The organism is Acinetobacter sp. SwsAc4 (assembly GCF_013391535.1).
In the GTDB taxonomy this organism is placed as follows: domain Bacteria; phylum Pseudomonadota; class Gammaproteobacteria; order Pseudomonadales; family Moraxellaceae; genus Acinetobacter.
On record NZ_JACAXC010000021.1, the window covers coordinates 20,121 to 35,737 of the forward strand.

Sequence of the window (15,617 nt, forward strand, 5' to 3'; positions counted from 1 at the left end):
CACCAAAATTTTATGTTAAGTAGAGACTAAAAATGCCCTTGATTAAGGGCTTACAAGGGCATTTTGTATAAGGTGTATTATGTTAATTTTAGAATTTCTTCATTAGATAATTTTTGATAAGCTAAATCCATTAGGACTAATTAAGTAAATATGAGCAATTGGGTCAATGTCACACAGGATAAGTCTACAGGTATAGAACTAATTCATGCCCACTTCAAAGGCTTTGCATACGATCCTCATCTACACTCAAGTTATCTTATAGGGGTAACAGAGTTAGGACATCAACAATTCAATTGTAGAAAAAAAATTATTGATAGCTATCAAGGTCAAACTTTCATGCTTGAACCTGAAGAAGTTCATGATGGTAATGCACCAGATCCTCTCGGCTTCACTTATAAAATGATGCATTTAGATCCAGCATGGTTAAAAAAAAGCTATGAAGGAATATTTAATGAGCCTATCGAACTTGCTATCGAATCAACCCTACGTTCTGATCCTCAACTTTCACATTTGATACTTTCAACCTACAATATATTGAATAACAATGAATCTCAATTGATGAAAGATACGTATTTAGATCTTTTATTAGAAAACTTAAAGCAGAATAGGGAGGCTTTAAGGATGTAAATAAGATATGTGAAGGAATTTCTTTTCGGATTTCATTTATATAGATTTGAAGAATTCTGTAGTCTCGTTCCTGCAGTTTAATTACTCGGTACGAATATTCATTTTTGATTTTTGGCTTTTTTGATCGATCATCGAACTCATCATCTGTATTTGTAATAATTAAACTAAAACTATGATTCTGAATTGATTTTTTAATAGAGTTGGTTGTTAGTAGCATAAGCTCACCAATTCTAAGACCATAGTTGAGCATGAGATGTATGATCAGAAAGTTTCTGAGTTGTACATTTTTAGATCTAAAAGGATTTAATTCATTGTATTTATTAGAGTTACTTGGTGAAATGACTGAATACAATCCTTTAATCATTTCCTGATTCATGCTCTTAAAATTATGATTTATCTCACTTTTAATTGTCTTATTGGCTTTTGAAAAATTATTTATAATTTTTTTCTTTATTGTCATATATTTATTCAAGTTTTCTTTAATTTTTTGAATTTCCTTCAACGTAAGTTGTGGCTGTGATTGCATGCTTAAGTATTCATTAATCAAGAAGTTGTAAAACTTTAAGAAGGATCTAACTCTATGACCAATTGTTGTGTAATTAATATGTTCTGAATTGCTTAGCCGTATAAGATTACTTTCAAGTTTTTTATTATTTTCTAAGTAAACAATGAAATTATCAATTTCACATTGAATGATCTCAAAATTATAGGATGTCGAATAGAACGACTCACAAAAGGACGTGGCAAACTTTTCAAACCAAAATTCATACCAAAATTTTATTGCGATTAAATCTGCATGCTGCGTAGAGATACTTTGAAATCTAAGAAATTTCATGGTGTACAGCATAGGGTACATACATGGACAGAATGAATCTAAATCAAATAAAAGAATAATTTGATTTTCGTTTGAGACTTTCTTTTCTAAATGAATTGTTTTTAAAGCAAACATAGTAAAGTTTATGAATTATTCTTAAGGTCAACATATCATATTTTATGATTGAAATAGAAATTAGTTAAGTTATTGAATCTTAGTTCAAGAAAGAAAAATATGAAGTTATTGTTAGGTGTATCGGAATTGTCATAATTAAAATTCTCAAAGGAGTAGAAAAGGCACTACCCCACAATTTTTTTCTCTCAAAATGTCATTCACTGTCATTTTTTAGTGGCAAGTACCAGGTGCAATTCTTTTTACGGTGTATTACACCGTAGATGTTTTGAGTGAGCTTAGCTGGCACCGTAAAAGTTTTGATCGACAAAATATCCAAAGTCAACTGGACTGTTAATCCATTTGCTAAACAAAACGTGAAACAGCAAATTATTGTAGTCTATATATTTTTCATAATTGTTCACGATACCTAAGTTCAGCAAGTTTTTTTCAAACTCAATGCGTTCAATGGGTTCTGATTTCACAAATGCATGGATGGATGCTTTGATTGTGGGAGGAAAATAAAGTGTCATCCTAACTACAGGACCCTGCAACGTAGCAATTCCTGCAAAAATCCATTTAAAACAATGACTTATTTCAATTCTGCCATCTGCAAGCGTTTTGTGGGGATGGAGGCCGGAATCATTAAAGTATCATCCTAATTTTCGCTCAACCTTGGAAAATGCTGAGAATCGTAAAAATAAAGTTTCATCCTTTCCGCTACTAGTTCAAGGCTTTCTTCCGGCCGCCGGCAACAACGCTGCTTGGCTGAGGCGATCCACTTGCGCTACCGCTCACTGATCAGATCGAACTTGAACTCGACGAGCAGCCAACCATCAGGCCGAGCGTGATCGCCAAAAAAAACGGATCATGCGAAATCCTTCGTTGAGTTTGGCGCGGGTTTTAGCAAATCAGCTGGCCCGCGATCCGGTTGAGAGTGATCCGAAGCGGTCCTTGACGACCGGCACAAATCGGCCGATTCTGTTGAAAAAGTAGCTTTAGCGGCAGCCTGCCGATCAGGTGTGCCTGCTGTCGAAGTGGCTGCAAGCCACTTCAAGTTGCCTTCCGGCGTTTCACTGAGCGTCCTTGCTCAGGTTTAAGGGTTAATTTGAGGGTTTCTGCTCGTAGCAGGCATACCTATCCCGTCAGCGGTGGCCCTTGAGGCAAAAGCTTGGCCATGCGGCGCAGGTTCTGCACCATCGCAGCCAAGGTGAATTCGTCAGTGGCACCCGTTAGGCCACGCAGTCGTAAACGGTCGAGTTTCATGATCCGTTTGAGGTGGGCGAAAAGCATCTCCACCTTCTTTCGTTCGCAGCGAGAGACGAGGTACTCCGGTGTCTTGGCGATGCGTCGAGCCACGTCGCGGGCAGCCTCATGGATGCTGCGGACGATCTTCCGATTCGGCGTGTTGGGGCAGCATTTCGCTTTCAACGGGCAGGTGGCGCAGTCGGTTTGGCTGGAGCGGTAAATGACGGTTTTGGCCTTAGTTACCCGCGACCTTTGCTGGGTGAAGGCGCGCCATTCACTGCGTAGCGGTTTGCCGGCTGGGCAGCGATATTCATTGGCGTCCTGACTCCAGTGAAAGTCGTTACTGGAGAGGCTGTCGTCCTTGCGCTCGGTCTTGTCCCACACCGGCACATGCGGTTCGATGTCCTTTTCTTCGACCATCCAGGCCAGCATCGGGGCGGTGCCATAAGCGGTATCGCCGATAAGGCGTTCCGGTGTGAGATCGAACTGCGCCTCGACACGCTCGACCATCGTCCTAGTCGAATCGACTTCGGCGGTACGGTGCGCCGGGGTAGCTTCCACGTCCATGATCACACCGTGCTCAGTGTCGATCAGGTAATTCGTGGAGTAGGCAAAAAAGGCCGGGCCACCTGGCGCTGCTGTCCAACGGGACTGAGGATCAGTGAGCGAAATTTTCTTGGGAAGAGCCTCAGCCAGCGCCTCTTCATCAAGGGCTTCGAGGTACTCGCGCACTGCGCGGCTGCTGAGCTTTGGATCGTTCCAATCGACCTCATCTCCCGCCACCCCACGTTGCCGGCTGGCATCCGCCTTAATGATGCTGGCGTCGACGGCGAAACCTTCACCCTTGACTAGGCCGGCTGCCATGCAGCGCCGCAGCACCTCATTGAATAACCAGCGGAATAGATCGCTGTCACGAAAACGCCCATGGCGATTCTTCGAGAAGGTCGAGTGATTGGGGACTTCGTCTTCCAGACCCAACCGGCAGAACCAGCGATAGGCCAGGTTCAGGTGCACCTCTTCGCACAATCGCCGCTCGGAACGAATGCCATAGCAAGTAGCCGACGACCAGCATGCGCACCATCAACTCCGGGTCAATCGAGGGACGCCCGATGGGGCTATAGAAATCTGCCAGGTAGGCACGTAGATCACTGAGATCCAAGCACTGGTCGATGCTGCGCAGGAGATGTTGGGCCGGGACGTGATCTTCCAGATTGAACGAGTAGAACAGGCGCTGCTGTCCTCCCGGTAACTGTCCCATCATGCTGTTCGCCCCCACGCTCGCTGACAAAGCAATTTTGCCAACGGCATGGGGAGGCCGCTACTTTTTCAACAGAATCGGCCGCACACAGCCATTCGGCTCAACAGAACCCTGCCTTTACCCCACCAAACTCCGGAAACTCGCCCGGTAGTCCGTCGGCTTGAGATGCACATGTTGGCTGAGGTCGCCGGGTAGCGTGAACAGGCGCGGACCGTCCCGAAACTGGAACACGCGATACAGATGGAATTGATCGCCCGCCTCCTTGGAGAATTCGAGTTCGTTGTGGCTGACCAAGAAAGACGAGCCTACCCCGCCATTGGTGGTTTTCACCTCGATGAAGCGCTCATGGGCGTCCTCTTCGAACGACAGGATGTCGAACCCCGCACCGTCTCCCTGGGTGTCGGACACCCAATCCAGCCGCTGAAAAAGCTCTGGGTGGCCGAGCTCGGTCAGGCGTTGCTGTTCGTAGCCAATCACCCACTGCTCCCCTGCCCGGCCCAGCTTGCGGTTGGCTTCATCGCGAGCGGCATAATCGAACTTTCGCGGTAGGCGTTGCCGTAGAGATGCCGGGGTACGCACAAGCACTTCACGGGCGGGTGGTTCTACCAAAGCCGCTCGGTAGGTTTTGTCACCCGGAAGTTTTACCTCCTCCAGGGCATCGACAAGAGCGCCGACCGTCTGCTGATGTTCCAGAACGTAGGCGTGTACGGATTTACGCAGCAGCAGTTGGCTGTTGCCGCGTGGCTTGTAGCCGTTGATATAGGGCAGGCCCAGGGCATCGAGTACGGCGCTAATGTTCTGGTGCTTGAGCTCGACTGAAGACTTGCTGCGACCGTTCAGCAGTTGGCGCAGTGCCTGGTTGTGCTCGGACTTGTTGTACGGCTCCCCAGCCGCCTCGGCACGCAGCATGTCGAAATAGTCTTCGACCGTGGCCAGGACCTCTTCTTCGGACCAGTCTTCGCCGATGCGAATGATGCGAAACCCGAGCCGCGTCAGCGCCGGAACGACGGTCGCCTCGCCACCGGAGAAGCTGTCAGCAGTGAGCGGGCCCTGCTCGGGAAATTGCTTGCCGAAGGCCACACCGGCGATGGCCTTGGAATCGCAATCGGTGCCGGTCTTCGGATCACGTACCAGGAAGTCGCGGGACTTGCCGTAGCCGTGGCGCGCCAGGAATTTCGTGCGGCCCAGTTGCACGAACTCATCGATGGCAGCCTGCACGGCGGCGGGGCTTCGAAGCTGGGAGAGTTGAGACACAGGGTCCTTCCTTACTGTCATGGTGTGCCGGGAACCGCCGAGCCACGAGATTATGAGTAGCCCCTGAACAGAAACGTCACGATAAAAGCCGTGAACGCCACCAGGCCCATTAAATCCCTTGCGTATTTGCAGCCCGTGCTGTCCAAACCTGTACCAGGTCCGATCAACACGCTCCAACCATTGAGGTACGAAAACACCGCCTGACCGAACAAAAAATGCGTGATAGCCGCCGCAGCCATGACGCCGGAATCGTCAGACAGGCTGTAGCTGTTGACCATTGCCCTGTACGCCTGCATCTGAAATGGCTATTGCCCTGATGGGAGCCGGCTTTTCAGCCACCGACACCAGCGATGCCGTCAATATTCTTTACCCGATAACCATGACCGTACAAGCTAACAAGGCCTGGCAAGCCAGCGGACTTAAAAAGTCTTTTTTTCTACCATCCCACAAAAAAGTTCGTGGTGGAGAAAAGATAAGCTATGCAAGGCTTTAGGAGACGTGGTTTTTCAGGATGACGAAGAACGATTCGGCGCTAGGTGCAACATAGGTGCATCGCACGAGCGCTAGGAACGGCGAAAAAAGGCGGACGTGGCGAAATCGGTAGACGCAGCAGACTTTAAAATTGGAGTGCCCGCGGGGAAATCCGCGGAGTAGAACCGCTCAAAGTCGGGGAACGCTAACGGGCAATACCCTAAGCCAATCCCGAGCCAAGCCCCTTCGGGGGAAGGTGTAGAGACTGGACGGGCGGCGCCTAAAGCCTTCGGGCAATGGCGAAGGGACAGTCCAGACCACGAACGTCATCAGACGGCGGCGAAAGTCGAGGTGGTACGAAAATCTGCTTCTCTGTGAGAGTACGGGTTCGAGTCCCGTCGTCCGCACCACAAAGCCAAACATCCCTGCGATGATCGACCTCTGGGCGTTTGGTCGTGAGCCCGCCACCCTCGCGCTACGCTTTGCGCAGGCGTCGAAGGCGATCAGGTGCGCCCATCGATTCCGTCGAGCACCATCGCTGCGAGTTCATCGCTGGTGTGTGCACCACTATCGAGAACACGGGTTGTGCATGGAAGCCGTTCCCTTGCGGCCAAGCATCGGGCGACATTCGCTAATCGCCACTCTCGAATCTCCGCATTTCGATTCGGGTCAGGATGCATGGTCTGGTTCGCGATCCGGTGACGCAATAGGTCCTCGTTGAGCGTCAGAAAGATGTGCAGCAGCTGATCGTCGATCCGCCTTACCCCGTCGAGTATCTCAGTCAGATAGTCCGGGTGCACGAGCGTCATTGGGATGATGATGTCCTGCGAGTAATTCCTTCGAATCTCCCTGACCGCCGCGATCGTAAGTCCCCTCCACAAGGGGAGATCCTGATAGTCTCCGCTCGCTGGCATGGGGACCGTTTCTTTCACCACGAACCCGATTTCCTCGGGGTCAAAGATCAGCGATTTGGAACGCCGATCGCGCAGCCGCTTAGCGAGCGTCGTCTTTCCGGCGCCGAAAGGTCCGTTGATCCAGATTATCATTGTCGACGGCCTCTAACCTGAAGGCTCGCAAGAGCGCTCGACGGCCTCGTGCGGAGGCACGATCGGAGTGGTTCCGAAATGCTTCTCAAGATAGGTGACGCCGAACGTCACGATGTCCTGCGCGTCGAACAGGTAGCACTGAGCAAAGCCCACGACACCTTCTCGATGGCGACCGAGCTTCACGTAAGCATTTGCTATAGTTTCAACCGCATCCGGCTTTCCTTCGATAGCAAAGCAATCGAGAATGCCGTTTGAATCGTAATCCGATGCCGTTTTCCAGGCGACTTCACCGTCTCTTCCAAGCATCGGCATCTCATACGTCACCCACCGTTTGTTGGGGATATCGGCAACCGCCTCGGCGTAGTGCAATGCGGTAACGGAGTTTAGCGGCGCACCCAACAGCAGGGCCTTCCCGCCAAGGCGAACGAACCGCTCGACGGGCGATCCTTCCCCCAAGGCGTGACCGAGTTCGTGAGGCTCCGTCAGCGTTTCAGCCAGCGGACCAACCGCGACCATCGATGCATCGGGGTGCGCGCTGCGCCGCGCGCCGGGGGCTTGAACCAGAAATTGATTCAGCAGGCCGAACCCACGGTAAGTCCCGGCTGTTGCGGGATCGAACGGCAGCCAGGTACGGCGGGCTTCGTCATCCAGCCGAGCGCCATTCAGAGTCTCCTCGTAGGGTGATCGGTCCCACGACGCGTATCCCATCACAGTGCCAGTCGGCCCAACCGCGGAGCGTAACGCGGCAACGACCGTCTCCGCTCCTCCTTCGACCGGACCAATCGCTTTAAGTGAGGCATGCACCATCAAGAGGTCACCGGTTTGGACTCCGAGTTTTTGAAGCGCCTCCGTTATTGCCTTCCGCGTATGCATCGCGATATCTCCTCTAAACTGCAAAACACTATACCTATCGAGATATCACTCTACTATACCTATCGAGATATAGAGGTGGTCCCACTTGTTTGAACAACTAAAAGCGTATTTATAAGTGATATTCCGCTCTAGTTAAGCCACCTTGTTTTGTTGGGGTAGCTGATCATAGTAAAACTCATTTGGTGTCATTTTGTCTAGACTCGAATGAGGTCGTTTCAAATTATAAAACTCAAAATATGCACTTAATTGCTTTTTCGCATCTGTGACACTGCTATAAGCTTTGAGATACACCTCTTCATATTTAACGCTCCGCCATAATCGTTCAACCATCACATTATCTACCCATCGACCTTTACCATCCATACTGATTTGAATGCCATTTGATTTCAATACATCAATAAATGCATCACTGGTAAACTGGCTGCCTTGGTCTGTATTAAATATTTCAGGTCGACCATATTTTTCAATCGCTTCATTTAAAGCCGAAATACAAAAATCCACCTCCATACTAATCGATACCCTATGCGCAAGTACCTTGCGGCTATGCCAATCAATCACAGCACATAAATAAACAAAGCCTTTTGCCATAGGGATATACGTTATATCCGTAGACCACACTTGATTACTGCGCTGAATAGCCAACCCTTAGAGCAGATATGGATATTTACGGTGAGCTTGATTCGCCTGGCTTAAATTTGGTTTGCAATATAACGCCTGAATACCCATTTTCTTCATTAAAGTACGTGTATGACGTCGTCCTATATGATGCCCTTGACGATTCAACAAATCACGCATCATACGGCTGCCTGCAAAAGGATATTGCATATGTAATTCATCAATACACCGCATCAGTTTCAGATCTGATGAGCTAACAGGTTTTGGGCGATAATAATAACAACCACGGGAGACTTTCAGCAGCTTAGCTTGCTTAGATACTGAAATCTGAAGTGAGTCGTCGATTAACTTTTGTGGTTGAAGCGGCCCAGTTTCTTCAACACACCTTCTAAAAAATCAATTTCTAATGCCTGCTCACCGATTTTTGCATGTAACTTTTTAAGATCAATGGGGGGTTCTGATGGAGCTTTTGATTGATCGAAAGCTTGCGAGGAAGCTGAGATTAATTGATTTTTCCAGTCAATAATTTGGTTTTGATGAACATCAAACTCAGAACTCAATTCAGCAAGTGTTTTTTCTGCTTTAATCGCAGCAAGTGCTACCTTAGCTTTAAAATCATTTGAATGATTTCTTCTTGGTCTACGTGCCATAAAATACTCCATATATTGATGTTTATAACATCATTTGAGGAGCAGAATATCACTTATAGCAGTTGTTCAAATTTCCGGATCCATCTCTGTTAATTTCTTATCCGCGATTCAGATTAATTAAGGTATAAGAAAAATACCTCTATCATTCGATTGATTCCTTTATATAAATAATAAAGTAAATATATGTTTTCGATGAAGCTTTATAAAATTCAGTATTAGACCTGTAGGGAAAACTTATCAAACTAAGTATTGGCTAGTCTTTTTCTTCGAAAAACTTATCAAACGAAGTATTAAGTTAATCTTTTTCTTCAACTTCTTCCTTAAACTCAAACAAATCATTCATCGTACAGTTAAAGTACTTACACAACTTATCGGCGACTGGTAATTCAATACGTACAGCACGGTCATAATACATACTTGTGAGCGTGTTGCGATTGATACCTGTTGCATGCACCACTTCACTTAATTTTAAAATTTTTCTATCGCCCATGAGGCTAGATAACTTACAAGTAATCATATTTAAATTAATTTACAAAAAATAACTTGCTGTGGGTTATTTGAAGTTGTTGACTGAGTAATACTTTGCTAAAATTAACCTACAGCAGGTTATTACAACTTATAGAAAGTATATTTTATCCATTTCAACTAAATTATAACTTTTTAAATATAAGGATTGAACCTGCATTAGATTATTTTGTGGAGATGACCGCCGTGTTACCAAATGAGTTATTGATCAGCCAGCAAGCTCGTGACTTAGGAAATCAATTAATTAAAGAAATGAACATCAATAGAAGTTATGGAATGGCTAATTTTCTTGGAGTAAATACTTGCTATGATAATCATCAGGCTGTACTTATTTGGACATTTCAACTGCTTGAAAGGGAACCTGCCTTAAATGAATTAGCAGAAATTAAAAAATATTTTCTTTTAATCTTTCCAGATAGTGTTTATCAATTAGCCTAAGTTGTTTTTAAAATTAATTTATTAAATAAAAAGCACTAAATCAAAGAAAGCTTTATTTAAAAATACCTATTAATTCAAAAACATACCATTTACTGAATATATGAAGCATAGGTTCCTGCTCTATCACTCACTCGTACTAAAATTACATCGCTCTTTTTACTGATACTAAACAATTTATGTCCACGCCACGTTCTGCGGCTTCGAGGGCTAGTTTTTGTTGAACCACTGAGAACAAGGACAACAAACTGCCTACTATATTTTCCCGGAGAGTGGTGTAGGAACTTTTTCATTATTGCTAATCATATCAGCGACAACATCAGCAACGAGCTCCTCTATTCCTGAGAATGCTTTAGACTGATCCGCATCAAGCCAAGACAATGATGGAAACTCAGCACACAACCCAACATACTCATTATATTCTGCTGACCATGTAACACGGCAAGTATATTGTTTACTATCCATTTGAAACCCCATAATGTTTTAAGTCTATGTATAAAAGTACGATTTTCACTTAGCAGTACTTAAATAATCACCCCACCACTGCATCATTTCAGTCCGCTGGGCTAAATAGTCAGCGTGATTATAGCTGGCACGGGTACGGTTCTTATCAATATGTGAAAGTTGTGCCTCAATCCAGTTATCCTGGAACAAACCTGAGTCATTCAAAATGGTACTAAAAGTGGAACGTAGTCCATGAGAGGATAATTGATGTTTTCCATAGCCCATCTTACGTATAGCCATATTTAATGTATTAAAATGAATCGGTTGATTATGTTTCCGTGGGCTAGCAAAAATGTACTTTTCACCGTATGACCATTGCATGACGTCTTTTAAAATATCTAAAGCCTGATCTGAAAGTGGAACTAAGAAGTCGGGAATCTCATGGCCTAATATGACTTTTCGTCGAAACTGTTTAATATGCAAGGCAGGTATTTTCCAGATTTTTTCATTTAAATCAAAATGATGAGGCTCAGCCAATAACAATTCAGCCCCTCGCACGCCAGTATGTAATTTGAACAGCAGTGCTTTTTTAATAATCGGATGGGCATCCAATTTTAATAAATTTTTCTTAAAATCTGATATATCCTCCGCTTTCAAATACGGATAATTCTTCTTGATTTTACTGTTAATGGCGATTTTATTTAAACCATGCGCGATGTTGAATTCACAATAACCCATCGCTACAGCGTAGTCATAAATTTGGTTCAAATAACTACAAGCTTTCTTGACAGGTTCTTTTACTTGGCGTCCCTCTATTTTTTTGATTACTGAAACCAGGTCATAACGCTTGATGTTTTGAAAAGGTAAATCCTGAAGGTCTGGATAAATATCTTGCTGTAAACATCTTTCTGCTAACTGTAGTACACCGCAGCGGGGTGAATCATTAAATGCATTTTTCAGTTTGAACTGCAGCCACTCCTCCCCTACCTTACGAAAGGTGATGACATTAGAGACAGTATCATGCTCAAAACAATAATTATTGTCTTTAAAGTCATCTTTGACTTGTCGTGCCTTTTTCAGCGATAAATCAGGATAAAGCCCCAACTGAATGCGGCGACGTTTTTTTGTTTGTGGATCTGTATAGCGATAGCACCAAGATTTTCTTCCAGTCGGCTCAATCTTCAGGCTAAGTCCATCTTCATCGGATAAAAAACAAGTTTTTTCCTTGCAATGAGCTTGGCGAACTTTAATTTCAGTAAGACTCATGAAATTTAAATGAAACCTATCAGCGGATTGACGAGATCCATTATATCAAAATAGAAGAAAATATATATGATGCGTATGTTACGCATCATATATATTTGTAATATATTGTTTTATATGTTTATTATTGAAAATATTTTAGTTTTAGTAACCATCATGAGTACCACCTCTAATTTAATTTCCCAACAACTTACTTATCTGTGATCAATGTTAAATAAGTCTTATACTGATCCTAGCCCAGCCCATATGGACAATGCTTACTTCTAAAGATAACGTAACGTTAACTTTATAGATGTAAAAATGGCTAAAGGCTTTAGTCCAGAATTTAAAAAGCAAGCAATTGATTATGCACTTTCAACCTCACACAAGTCTGTAGCTGCAATCGCCCTGAAATTAGGTGTCTAGGATCATAGGAAGGGTTTGAACAATTAAAAAAAGCACCCAACGGCGCTTTTTTCTTTCAGATTTTTGCATGAATTTAATCATTAAATCCTAAGTATTTTGGCAATTCATTTTTGAAAAACCAACGTGAGCGACTAGCACCCACATCACGATACTTAATATTATGAATAGATTTGCAATGGATACACTCAAATTGCTTCCATTCCGTACCGCCACTTAGATCGTCAACCCAATCTTCTTTTACTATTGTATTCCAGCCTAACGGCATACTATCTATAGATAAAACAGTACATTTTTCACAATTATTGTTCATACAATCTTCTATAAGTAATTTCAAAAAAAAATTCTAAAATTGTGAAACGACATCAATGAAAATAAACTCTCTAGAATGTTTAGTTGGCATTCCTACGAATGTAAATTCAACATTCCTTTCTACATCATTTCTTCGTGTTTCCGCATGAACAGAAGAAACATGACTGACATCAAAGAATCGTACCATGTTGTTTAGGCCAATGATCTCATCATCCTCATTGGCAATTAAAACCTCTAATTCAGGATCAAACTTTTCTAATTTTTCAATTAAATCTTTAACTTTCATTCCTAACCTACTTATATATAACAGTATATTCTTTTTTATCCAATGGATGGACTATAGTCTTTTTCCCCCACTCAAATCTTTGAGGAGTCGGAAAATCTATAAACCTTATAAGATCATAAGTCCAATAATCTTTGCTTTTTTCAATTGCTTGCTCTGGCGTATATTTCGAAAAAAAATGGATTTCGATTATATTTCCTTCAAGATCTCTAGCATGCAATAAACATGAATAATTAGGTATGAATCCTTCAAACATGTTAATACTCAACCTATAAATTATTTAAAAAAAATTGCAGAATATAGCTTGCGAGAAAAAGGTATTTTCACAGATTTTTTTTGTTGAGAAATACATAACAAGAAAGAAAATAGCACCTGCAATCATCAGGAATATGCCTGTAAATTTCCAATTTACGACATCCTGATTCCCACAACGGCCACAGTAATAATAATAACCTTTGATACGCCCACCACATTCAGGGCAATTTTTGTGATTGATTAAGTAATTAGACATATTTAATACTCCATTGTTAATTTTAGAAAGCACACAAGCACGAATGCCTGTGCACCAGATCACTTAAGTTGCACATGGAACTAAAAAAGCCCATGCCTCATAACCATACTCATGCGCATCTAACACCTTGCCAGAATTGCCTCGTACTTTACGGAATCTACAAAAGATCCATTTCATGCCTTTCGGCGGTTCTTGAGTACCTAATTTCTTAAGCACATAGCTCACCTCCTCTCCCAAGGAGATTTGAAAAGCTGACTTAAATGATCTACAATGAAGTTCTCACGCTTTATAGTAGTCATCTGAGTAAGCCGAATAGCCCTTGGGTGTACTATCCGAAACTGATATGAAAGATAGCTTTCATATCAGTTTTTTCATTTTAAAGAACTAAATTTATTTCTAGCCGCTTTATAACCAACTTTGAATTTTTCTTGAATGTCTTCAATAGACAAATTAATACATGCTTGTGTTGGCATCAGTAACTCTGCCGCAAACGTATCAGCTTGCCATTCAGAATCTTCATAATGTTTATGCCTGACTGCACCACGTGCTAAGGCAAAACCCTCATGAAGAATTAAGTGCCCTATTTCATGTGCTACAGTAAATCGCGCACGGCAATGTTTTGGATCAGATACATCGCATAAAGCATCATAAGTATCTGCACGAAGAATAATAGTCATAGCATCTGGATTAGTTAAAGCCTCAACATCAGGCATATCCTCAATTTCCCAGACTTCTAAAATGACACCTAATTCATGCAATCGATGTTCTAAGCCTCGACTTAAATCTATTGACTGATTTAGTGACAGTTTAAAAATCTTGTCACGAATAATGAGTGCTTTTTGTTTTATGCTTTGTTTACTTAAAGGCGCGACTTTAACACCTCTAGGCATACATCCAGATGTCATATATCAATTCTCCTCAAGAATTTTTCTAAGTTGCGCCATATTCAAAGTATCGTCTTGAATTCGTCTAGCAAACATCAAAGCAATTTCTGCTTCTTCTGGGCTATTTGTTCGAACAGTAACATTATCAACACTTTGACTAGCAGCATGTGTAAGCAAATTTTCCTCTGCTTTACTTAAACCTAATGCGTTTGTAATTTTTGTAATTAATTCAGCACTTATTGGCTTTTTTCCTGTTTCCACAGCTGATAAGAAAGCTGAACTAACGCCAATTGAAGTCGCTAGTTCATTAAGATTGGTATCATAATCAATCCTAAGTTTCCTAATCGCTTTTCCAAAATCTGTTAGTTTAGACATTTTCGTAACCCTATTGCGTTACTCATTCATTATTGAAAGAGTAAATACTTTTTACAGTATTAACCAATCTTATATTAACTTTATCTTTTATTCAACATATTGGATTAAATATTCAACCTAAAGGTTAATTTTTTAATATTACTACTAAGAATAGATACTGTGCCATGAAATCCAACTATCTGTGATTCATAGACATCCTTGTCAGCAGATTGGAGATGAAAATTGCTTTGTCCATGGAGTCGTCGATTCAGTCAAGAACTGCTGTTACGCAGCCAGTGCCTCCCTTAAATCATTGCCTAAATCGTGGTGCCCCTGACTCAATAGTTCTGCCATCACGCACTCGGCGATTTGCGAACCCCGAGGGAACGCCAAAAGCGAACCTTCGCCCAGTACAGGTGGGAACTCCATGTTCGAACCAGAACCTACCAAGCTCTTCACAGTCCATAGCATCTGTCCATCCAAATACCTGGGGAGCAATACCAGATGAAATCCATCGAGCAGCCATTGCACAGTCAAATGGTTGAGCTGGTAGAGATAGAGTTTCGAGGCGTGGTGAATGCTCGCGCCAATGCGCGTGGCGACATGCACGGCGCCCGCAAGATGGTGAGATCCGCCACTGTTATCAAGGAAAAACGGCCATCCCAAGCTCGCACGCTAAACGTGTCGGAGCCACGTCCGTGCATTAGCCGGATTTCGCCATGTGAACAAAGCTCTTTTAAGCTCGCATCATCCAGTCAGAGCGAGGGCTTTCCTTTTCTGGCATATCGATTCTGCTCATCAATATAGTAGGCACCAAAGACATCCACATTTTCGTGCGGCATGCCTGCTGACTTACTTGAGGAGATGCCCTCTATATCGCTTGCGTCGCATTCAAAGTGAGGCGCCATCGTCACTTGCACTAGCGATCCATGTGGACTTTGGAAAATCCTCCTTAGCGCCCCAGGCTGAGACCGGAAAGCGACTCCGCAAAGTAAAGTTGCCACGGTCGAGTTTATCCAGGATGCTCCATCGACGGCGTGAGTCATCAAAAATCTTCGATTTTGGGGTGTTGAGGCGCACGCCTTTTCCTGCCGCCTCCCTAAGCTCCAATAGTTCACACCAAGCTTCACACCGCTTCCGAACCAGTTCCGGCGGTCGATTCCAATATCTTCGCCACCACGGCCATGTGTGGAGTTCGAGCACTGAAGTTGGTAACTCAGAGAGCGACATCGCATTC

Annotated in this window: 17 protein-coding genes and 4 pseudogenes; 3 read left to right on the top strand and 18 right to left on the bottom strand. The window is 43.6% G+C overall.

What is annotated here, in order from left to right:
* Positions 1-150: 150 nt before the first annotated feature.
* Positions 151-627, top strand: coding sequence for an AraC family ligand binding domain-containing protein (locus HYG88_RS10655; protein WP_074163966.1), 477 nt, complete (start codon positions 151-153; stop codon positions 625-627).
* On the opposite strand, the pseudogene HYG88_RS15385 reads toward HYG88_RS10655, so the two are convergent.
* The 4 genes and pseudogenes from HYG88_RS15385 to HYG88_RS10670 all read right to left on the bottom strand — a co-directional run.
* Positions 590-1,576 (bottom strand): annotated as a pseudogene (locus tag HYG88_RS15385) (site-specific integrase); the annotation flags it as partial. The gene HYG88_RS10655 and the pseudogene HYG88_RS15385 overlap by 38 nt on opposite strands.
* A gap of 1,113 nt (positions 1,577-2,689) precedes the next feature.
* Positions 2,690-4,061: pseudogene (locus HYG88_RS10660) on the bottom strand (IS1182-like element ISCfr1 family transposase).
* 114 nt (positions 4,062-4,175) lie between these two features.
* The gene (locus HYG88_RS10665; protein WP_000080860.1) at positions 4,176-5,312 is read right to left on the bottom strand and encodes a DUF3883 domain-containing protein; all 1,137 of its coding nucleotides are present in this window, start codon (positions 5,310-5,312) and stop codon (positions 4,176-4,178) included.
* A 50-nt stretch (positions 5,313-5,362) separates the two neighbouring features.
* Entirely contained in the window at positions 5,363-5,590 is a 228-nt protein-coding gene (locus HYG88_RS10670; protein ID WP_000248278.1) for a hypothetical protein, read from the bottom strand.
* A gap of 23 nt (positions 5,591-5,613) precedes the next feature.
* Between HYG88_RS10670 and HYG88_RS10675 the strand changes: the two genes are divergently transcribed.
* Complete coding sequence (locus tag HYG88_RS10675) at positions 5,614-5,805, top strand: hypothetical protein (RefSeq protein WP_000951934.1); 192 nt, start codon at positions 5,614-5,616, stop codon at positions 5,803-5,805.
* 481 nt (positions 5,806-6,286) lie between these two features.
* Here the strand turns inward: HYG88_RS10675 and HYG88_RS10680 are convergent, their stop codons facing one another.
* From HYG88_RS10680 to HYG88_RS10695, 4 genes and pseudogenes are all read right to left on the bottom strand, one after another.
* Complete coding sequence (locus HYG88_RS10680) at positions 6,287-6,829, bottom strand: AAA family ATPase (RefSeq protein WP_000587837.1); 543 nt, start codon at positions 6,827-6,829, stop codon at positions 6,287-6,289.
* Positions 6,830-6,841: 12 nt separating this feature from the next.
* Entirely contained in the window at positions 6,842-7,702 is an 861-nt protein-coding gene (gene aac(3)-IId, locus HYG88_RS10685) for an aminoglycoside N-acetyltransferase AAC(3)-IId (protein WP_000557454.1), read from the bottom strand.
* A 132-nt stretch (positions 7,703-7,834) separates the two neighbouring features.
* Positions 7,835-8,979 (bottom strand): annotated as a pseudogene (locus HYG88_RS10690) (IS3-like element ISAba14 family transposase).
* Between the two features lie 283 nt (positions 8,980-9,262).
* Positions 9,263-9,484, bottom strand: coding sequence for a helix-turn-helix transcriptional regulator (locus HYG88_RS10695; protein ID WP_004658364.1), 222 nt, complete (start codon positions 9,482-9,484; stop codon positions 9,263-9,265).
* A gap of 194 nt (positions 9,485-9,678) precedes the next feature.
* Here HYG88_RS10695 and HYG88_RS10700 point away from each other — a divergent pair, with 194 nt between their 5' ends.
* Positions 9,679-9,930: a hypothetical protein gene (locus HYG88_RS10700; protein WP_004658363.1), complete on the top strand. Its 252-nt coding sequence runs from the start codon at positions 9,679-9,681 to the stop codon at positions 9,928-9,930.
* A gap of 252 nt (positions 9,931-10,182) precedes the next feature.
* Here HYG88_RS10700 and HYG88_RS10705 read toward each other — a convergent pair whose 3' ends face one another.
* The 10 genes and pseudogenes from HYG88_RS10705 to HYG88_RS15440 all read right to left on the bottom strand — a co-directional run bounded on the left by HYG88_RS10705 (position 10,183) and on the right by HYG88_RS15440 (position 15,615).
* Entirely contained in the window at positions 10,183-10,404 is a 222-nt protein-coding gene (locus HYG88_RS10705; protein ID WP_001986288.1) for a hypothetical protein, read from the bottom strand.
* Between the two features lie 33 nt (positions 10,405-10,437).
* On the bottom strand, positions 10,438-11,637 hold the full coding sequence (locus tag HYG88_RS10710; RefSeq protein ID WP_000059658.1) for an integrase arm-type DNA-binding domain-containing protein: 1,200 nt from the start codon (positions 11,635-11,637) through the stop codon (positions 10,438-10,440).
* A gap of 475 nt (positions 11,638-12,112) precedes the next feature.
* A complete protein-coding gene (locus HYG88_RS10715; protein ID WP_016165480.1) occupies positions 12,113-12,349 on the bottom strand; it encodes a hypothetical protein in 237 nt (78 codons plus the stop codon).
* 33 nt (positions 12,350-12,382) lie between these two features.
* A complete protein-coding gene (locus HYG88_RS10720; protein ID WP_016165481.1) occupies positions 12,383-12,634 on the bottom strand; it encodes a hypothetical protein in 252 nt (83 codons plus the stop codon).
* A gap of 7 nt (positions 12,635-12,641) precedes the next feature.
* Positions 12,642-12,887 (bottom strand): hypothetical protein, encoded by a 246-nt coding sequence (locus HYG88_RS10725; RefSeq protein ID WP_016165482.1) that lies wholly within the window; start codon positions 12,885-12,887, stop codon positions 12,642-12,644.
* A gap of 24 nt (positions 12,888-12,911) precedes the next feature.
* On the bottom strand, positions 12,912-13,142 hold the full coding sequence (locus HYG88_RS10730; RefSeq protein WP_016165483.1) for a hypothetical protein: 231 nt from the start codon (positions 13,140-13,142) through the stop codon (positions 12,912-12,914).
* Positions 13,143-13,205: 63 nt separating this feature from the next.
* Positions 13,206-13,367, bottom strand: coding sequence for a hypothetical protein (locus HYG88_RS10735; protein WP_155757786.1), 162 nt, complete (start codon positions 13,365-13,367; stop codon positions 13,206-13,208).
* 146 nt (positions 13,368-13,513) lie between these two features.
* The gene (locus HYG88_RS10740; protein WP_016165485.1) at positions 13,514-14,047 is read right to left on the bottom strand and encodes an ImmA/IrrE family metallo-endopeptidase; all 534 of its coding nucleotides are present in this window, start codon (positions 14,045-14,047) and stop codon (positions 13,514-13,516) included.
* A gap of 3 nt (positions 14,048-14,050) precedes the next feature.
* Positions 14,051-14,401 carry a helix-turn-helix domain-containing protein gene (locus tag HYG88_RS10745; RefSeq protein WP_016165486.1) on the bottom strand — a complete coding sequence of 117 codons (351 nt, stop codon included), beginning with the start codon at positions 14,399-14,401 and terminating at the stop codon, positions 14,051-14,053.
* Positions 14,402-14,665: 264 nt separating this feature from the next.
* Positions 14,666-15,615, bottom strand: a pseudogene (locus tag HYG88_RS15440) (DUF6685 family protein).
* Between the last annotated feature and the right edge of the window lie 2 nt (positions 15,616-15,617).

Coding starts and splice junctions, on each gene's coding strand:
- HYG88_RS10725 (WP_016165482.1), bottom strand. CDS start 12,887: ATGTTTGAAGGATTCATACCTAATTATTCATGTTTATTGCATGCTAGA.
- HYG88_RS10680 (WP_000587837.1), bottom strand. CDS start 6,829: ATGATAATCTGGATCAACGGACCTTTCGGCGCCGGAAAGACGACGCTC.
- HYG88_RS10670 (WP_000248278.1), bottom strand. CDS start 5,590: ATGGTCAACAGCTACAGCCTGTCTGACGATTCCGGCGTCATGGCTGCG.
- HYG88_RS10715 (WP_016165480.1), bottom strand. CDS start 12,349: ATGAACAATAATTGTGAAAAATGTACTGTTTTATCTATAGATAGTATG.
- HYG88_RS10720 (WP_016165481.1), bottom strand. CDS start 12,634: ATGAAAGTTAAAGATTTAATTGAAAAATTAGAAAAGTTTGATCCTGAA.
- HYG88_RS10710 (WP_000059658.1), bottom strand. CDS start 11,637: ATGAGTCTTACTGAAATTAAAGTTCGCCAAGCTCATTGCAAGGAAAAA.
- HYG88_RS10740 (WP_016165485.1), bottom strand. CDS start 14,047: ATGACATCTGGATGTATGCCTAGAGGTGTTAAAGTCGCGCCTTTAAGT.
- HYG88_RS10705 (WP_001986288.1), bottom strand. CDS start 10,404: ATGGGGTTTCAAATGGATAGTAAACAATATACTTGCCGTGTTACATGG.
- HYG88_RS10730 (WP_016165483.1), bottom strand. CDS start 13,142: ATGTCTAATTACTTAATCAATCACAAAAATTGCCCTGAATGTGGTGGG.
- HYG88_RS10655 (WP_074163966.1), top strand. CDS start 151: ATGAGCAATTGGGTCAATGTCACACAGGATAAGTCTACAGGTATAGAA.
- HYG88_RS10745 (WP_016165486.1), bottom strand. CDS start 14,401: ATGTCTAAACTAACAGATTTTGGAAAAGCGATTAGGAAACTTAGGATT.
- HYG88_RS10695 (WP_004658364.1), bottom strand. CDS start 9,484: ATGATTACTTGTAAGTTATCTAGCCTCATGGGCGATAGAAAAATTTTA.
- HYG88_RS10675 (WP_000951934.1), top strand. CDS start 5,614: ATGGCTATTGCCCTGATGGGAGCCGGCTTTTCAGCCACCGACACCAGC.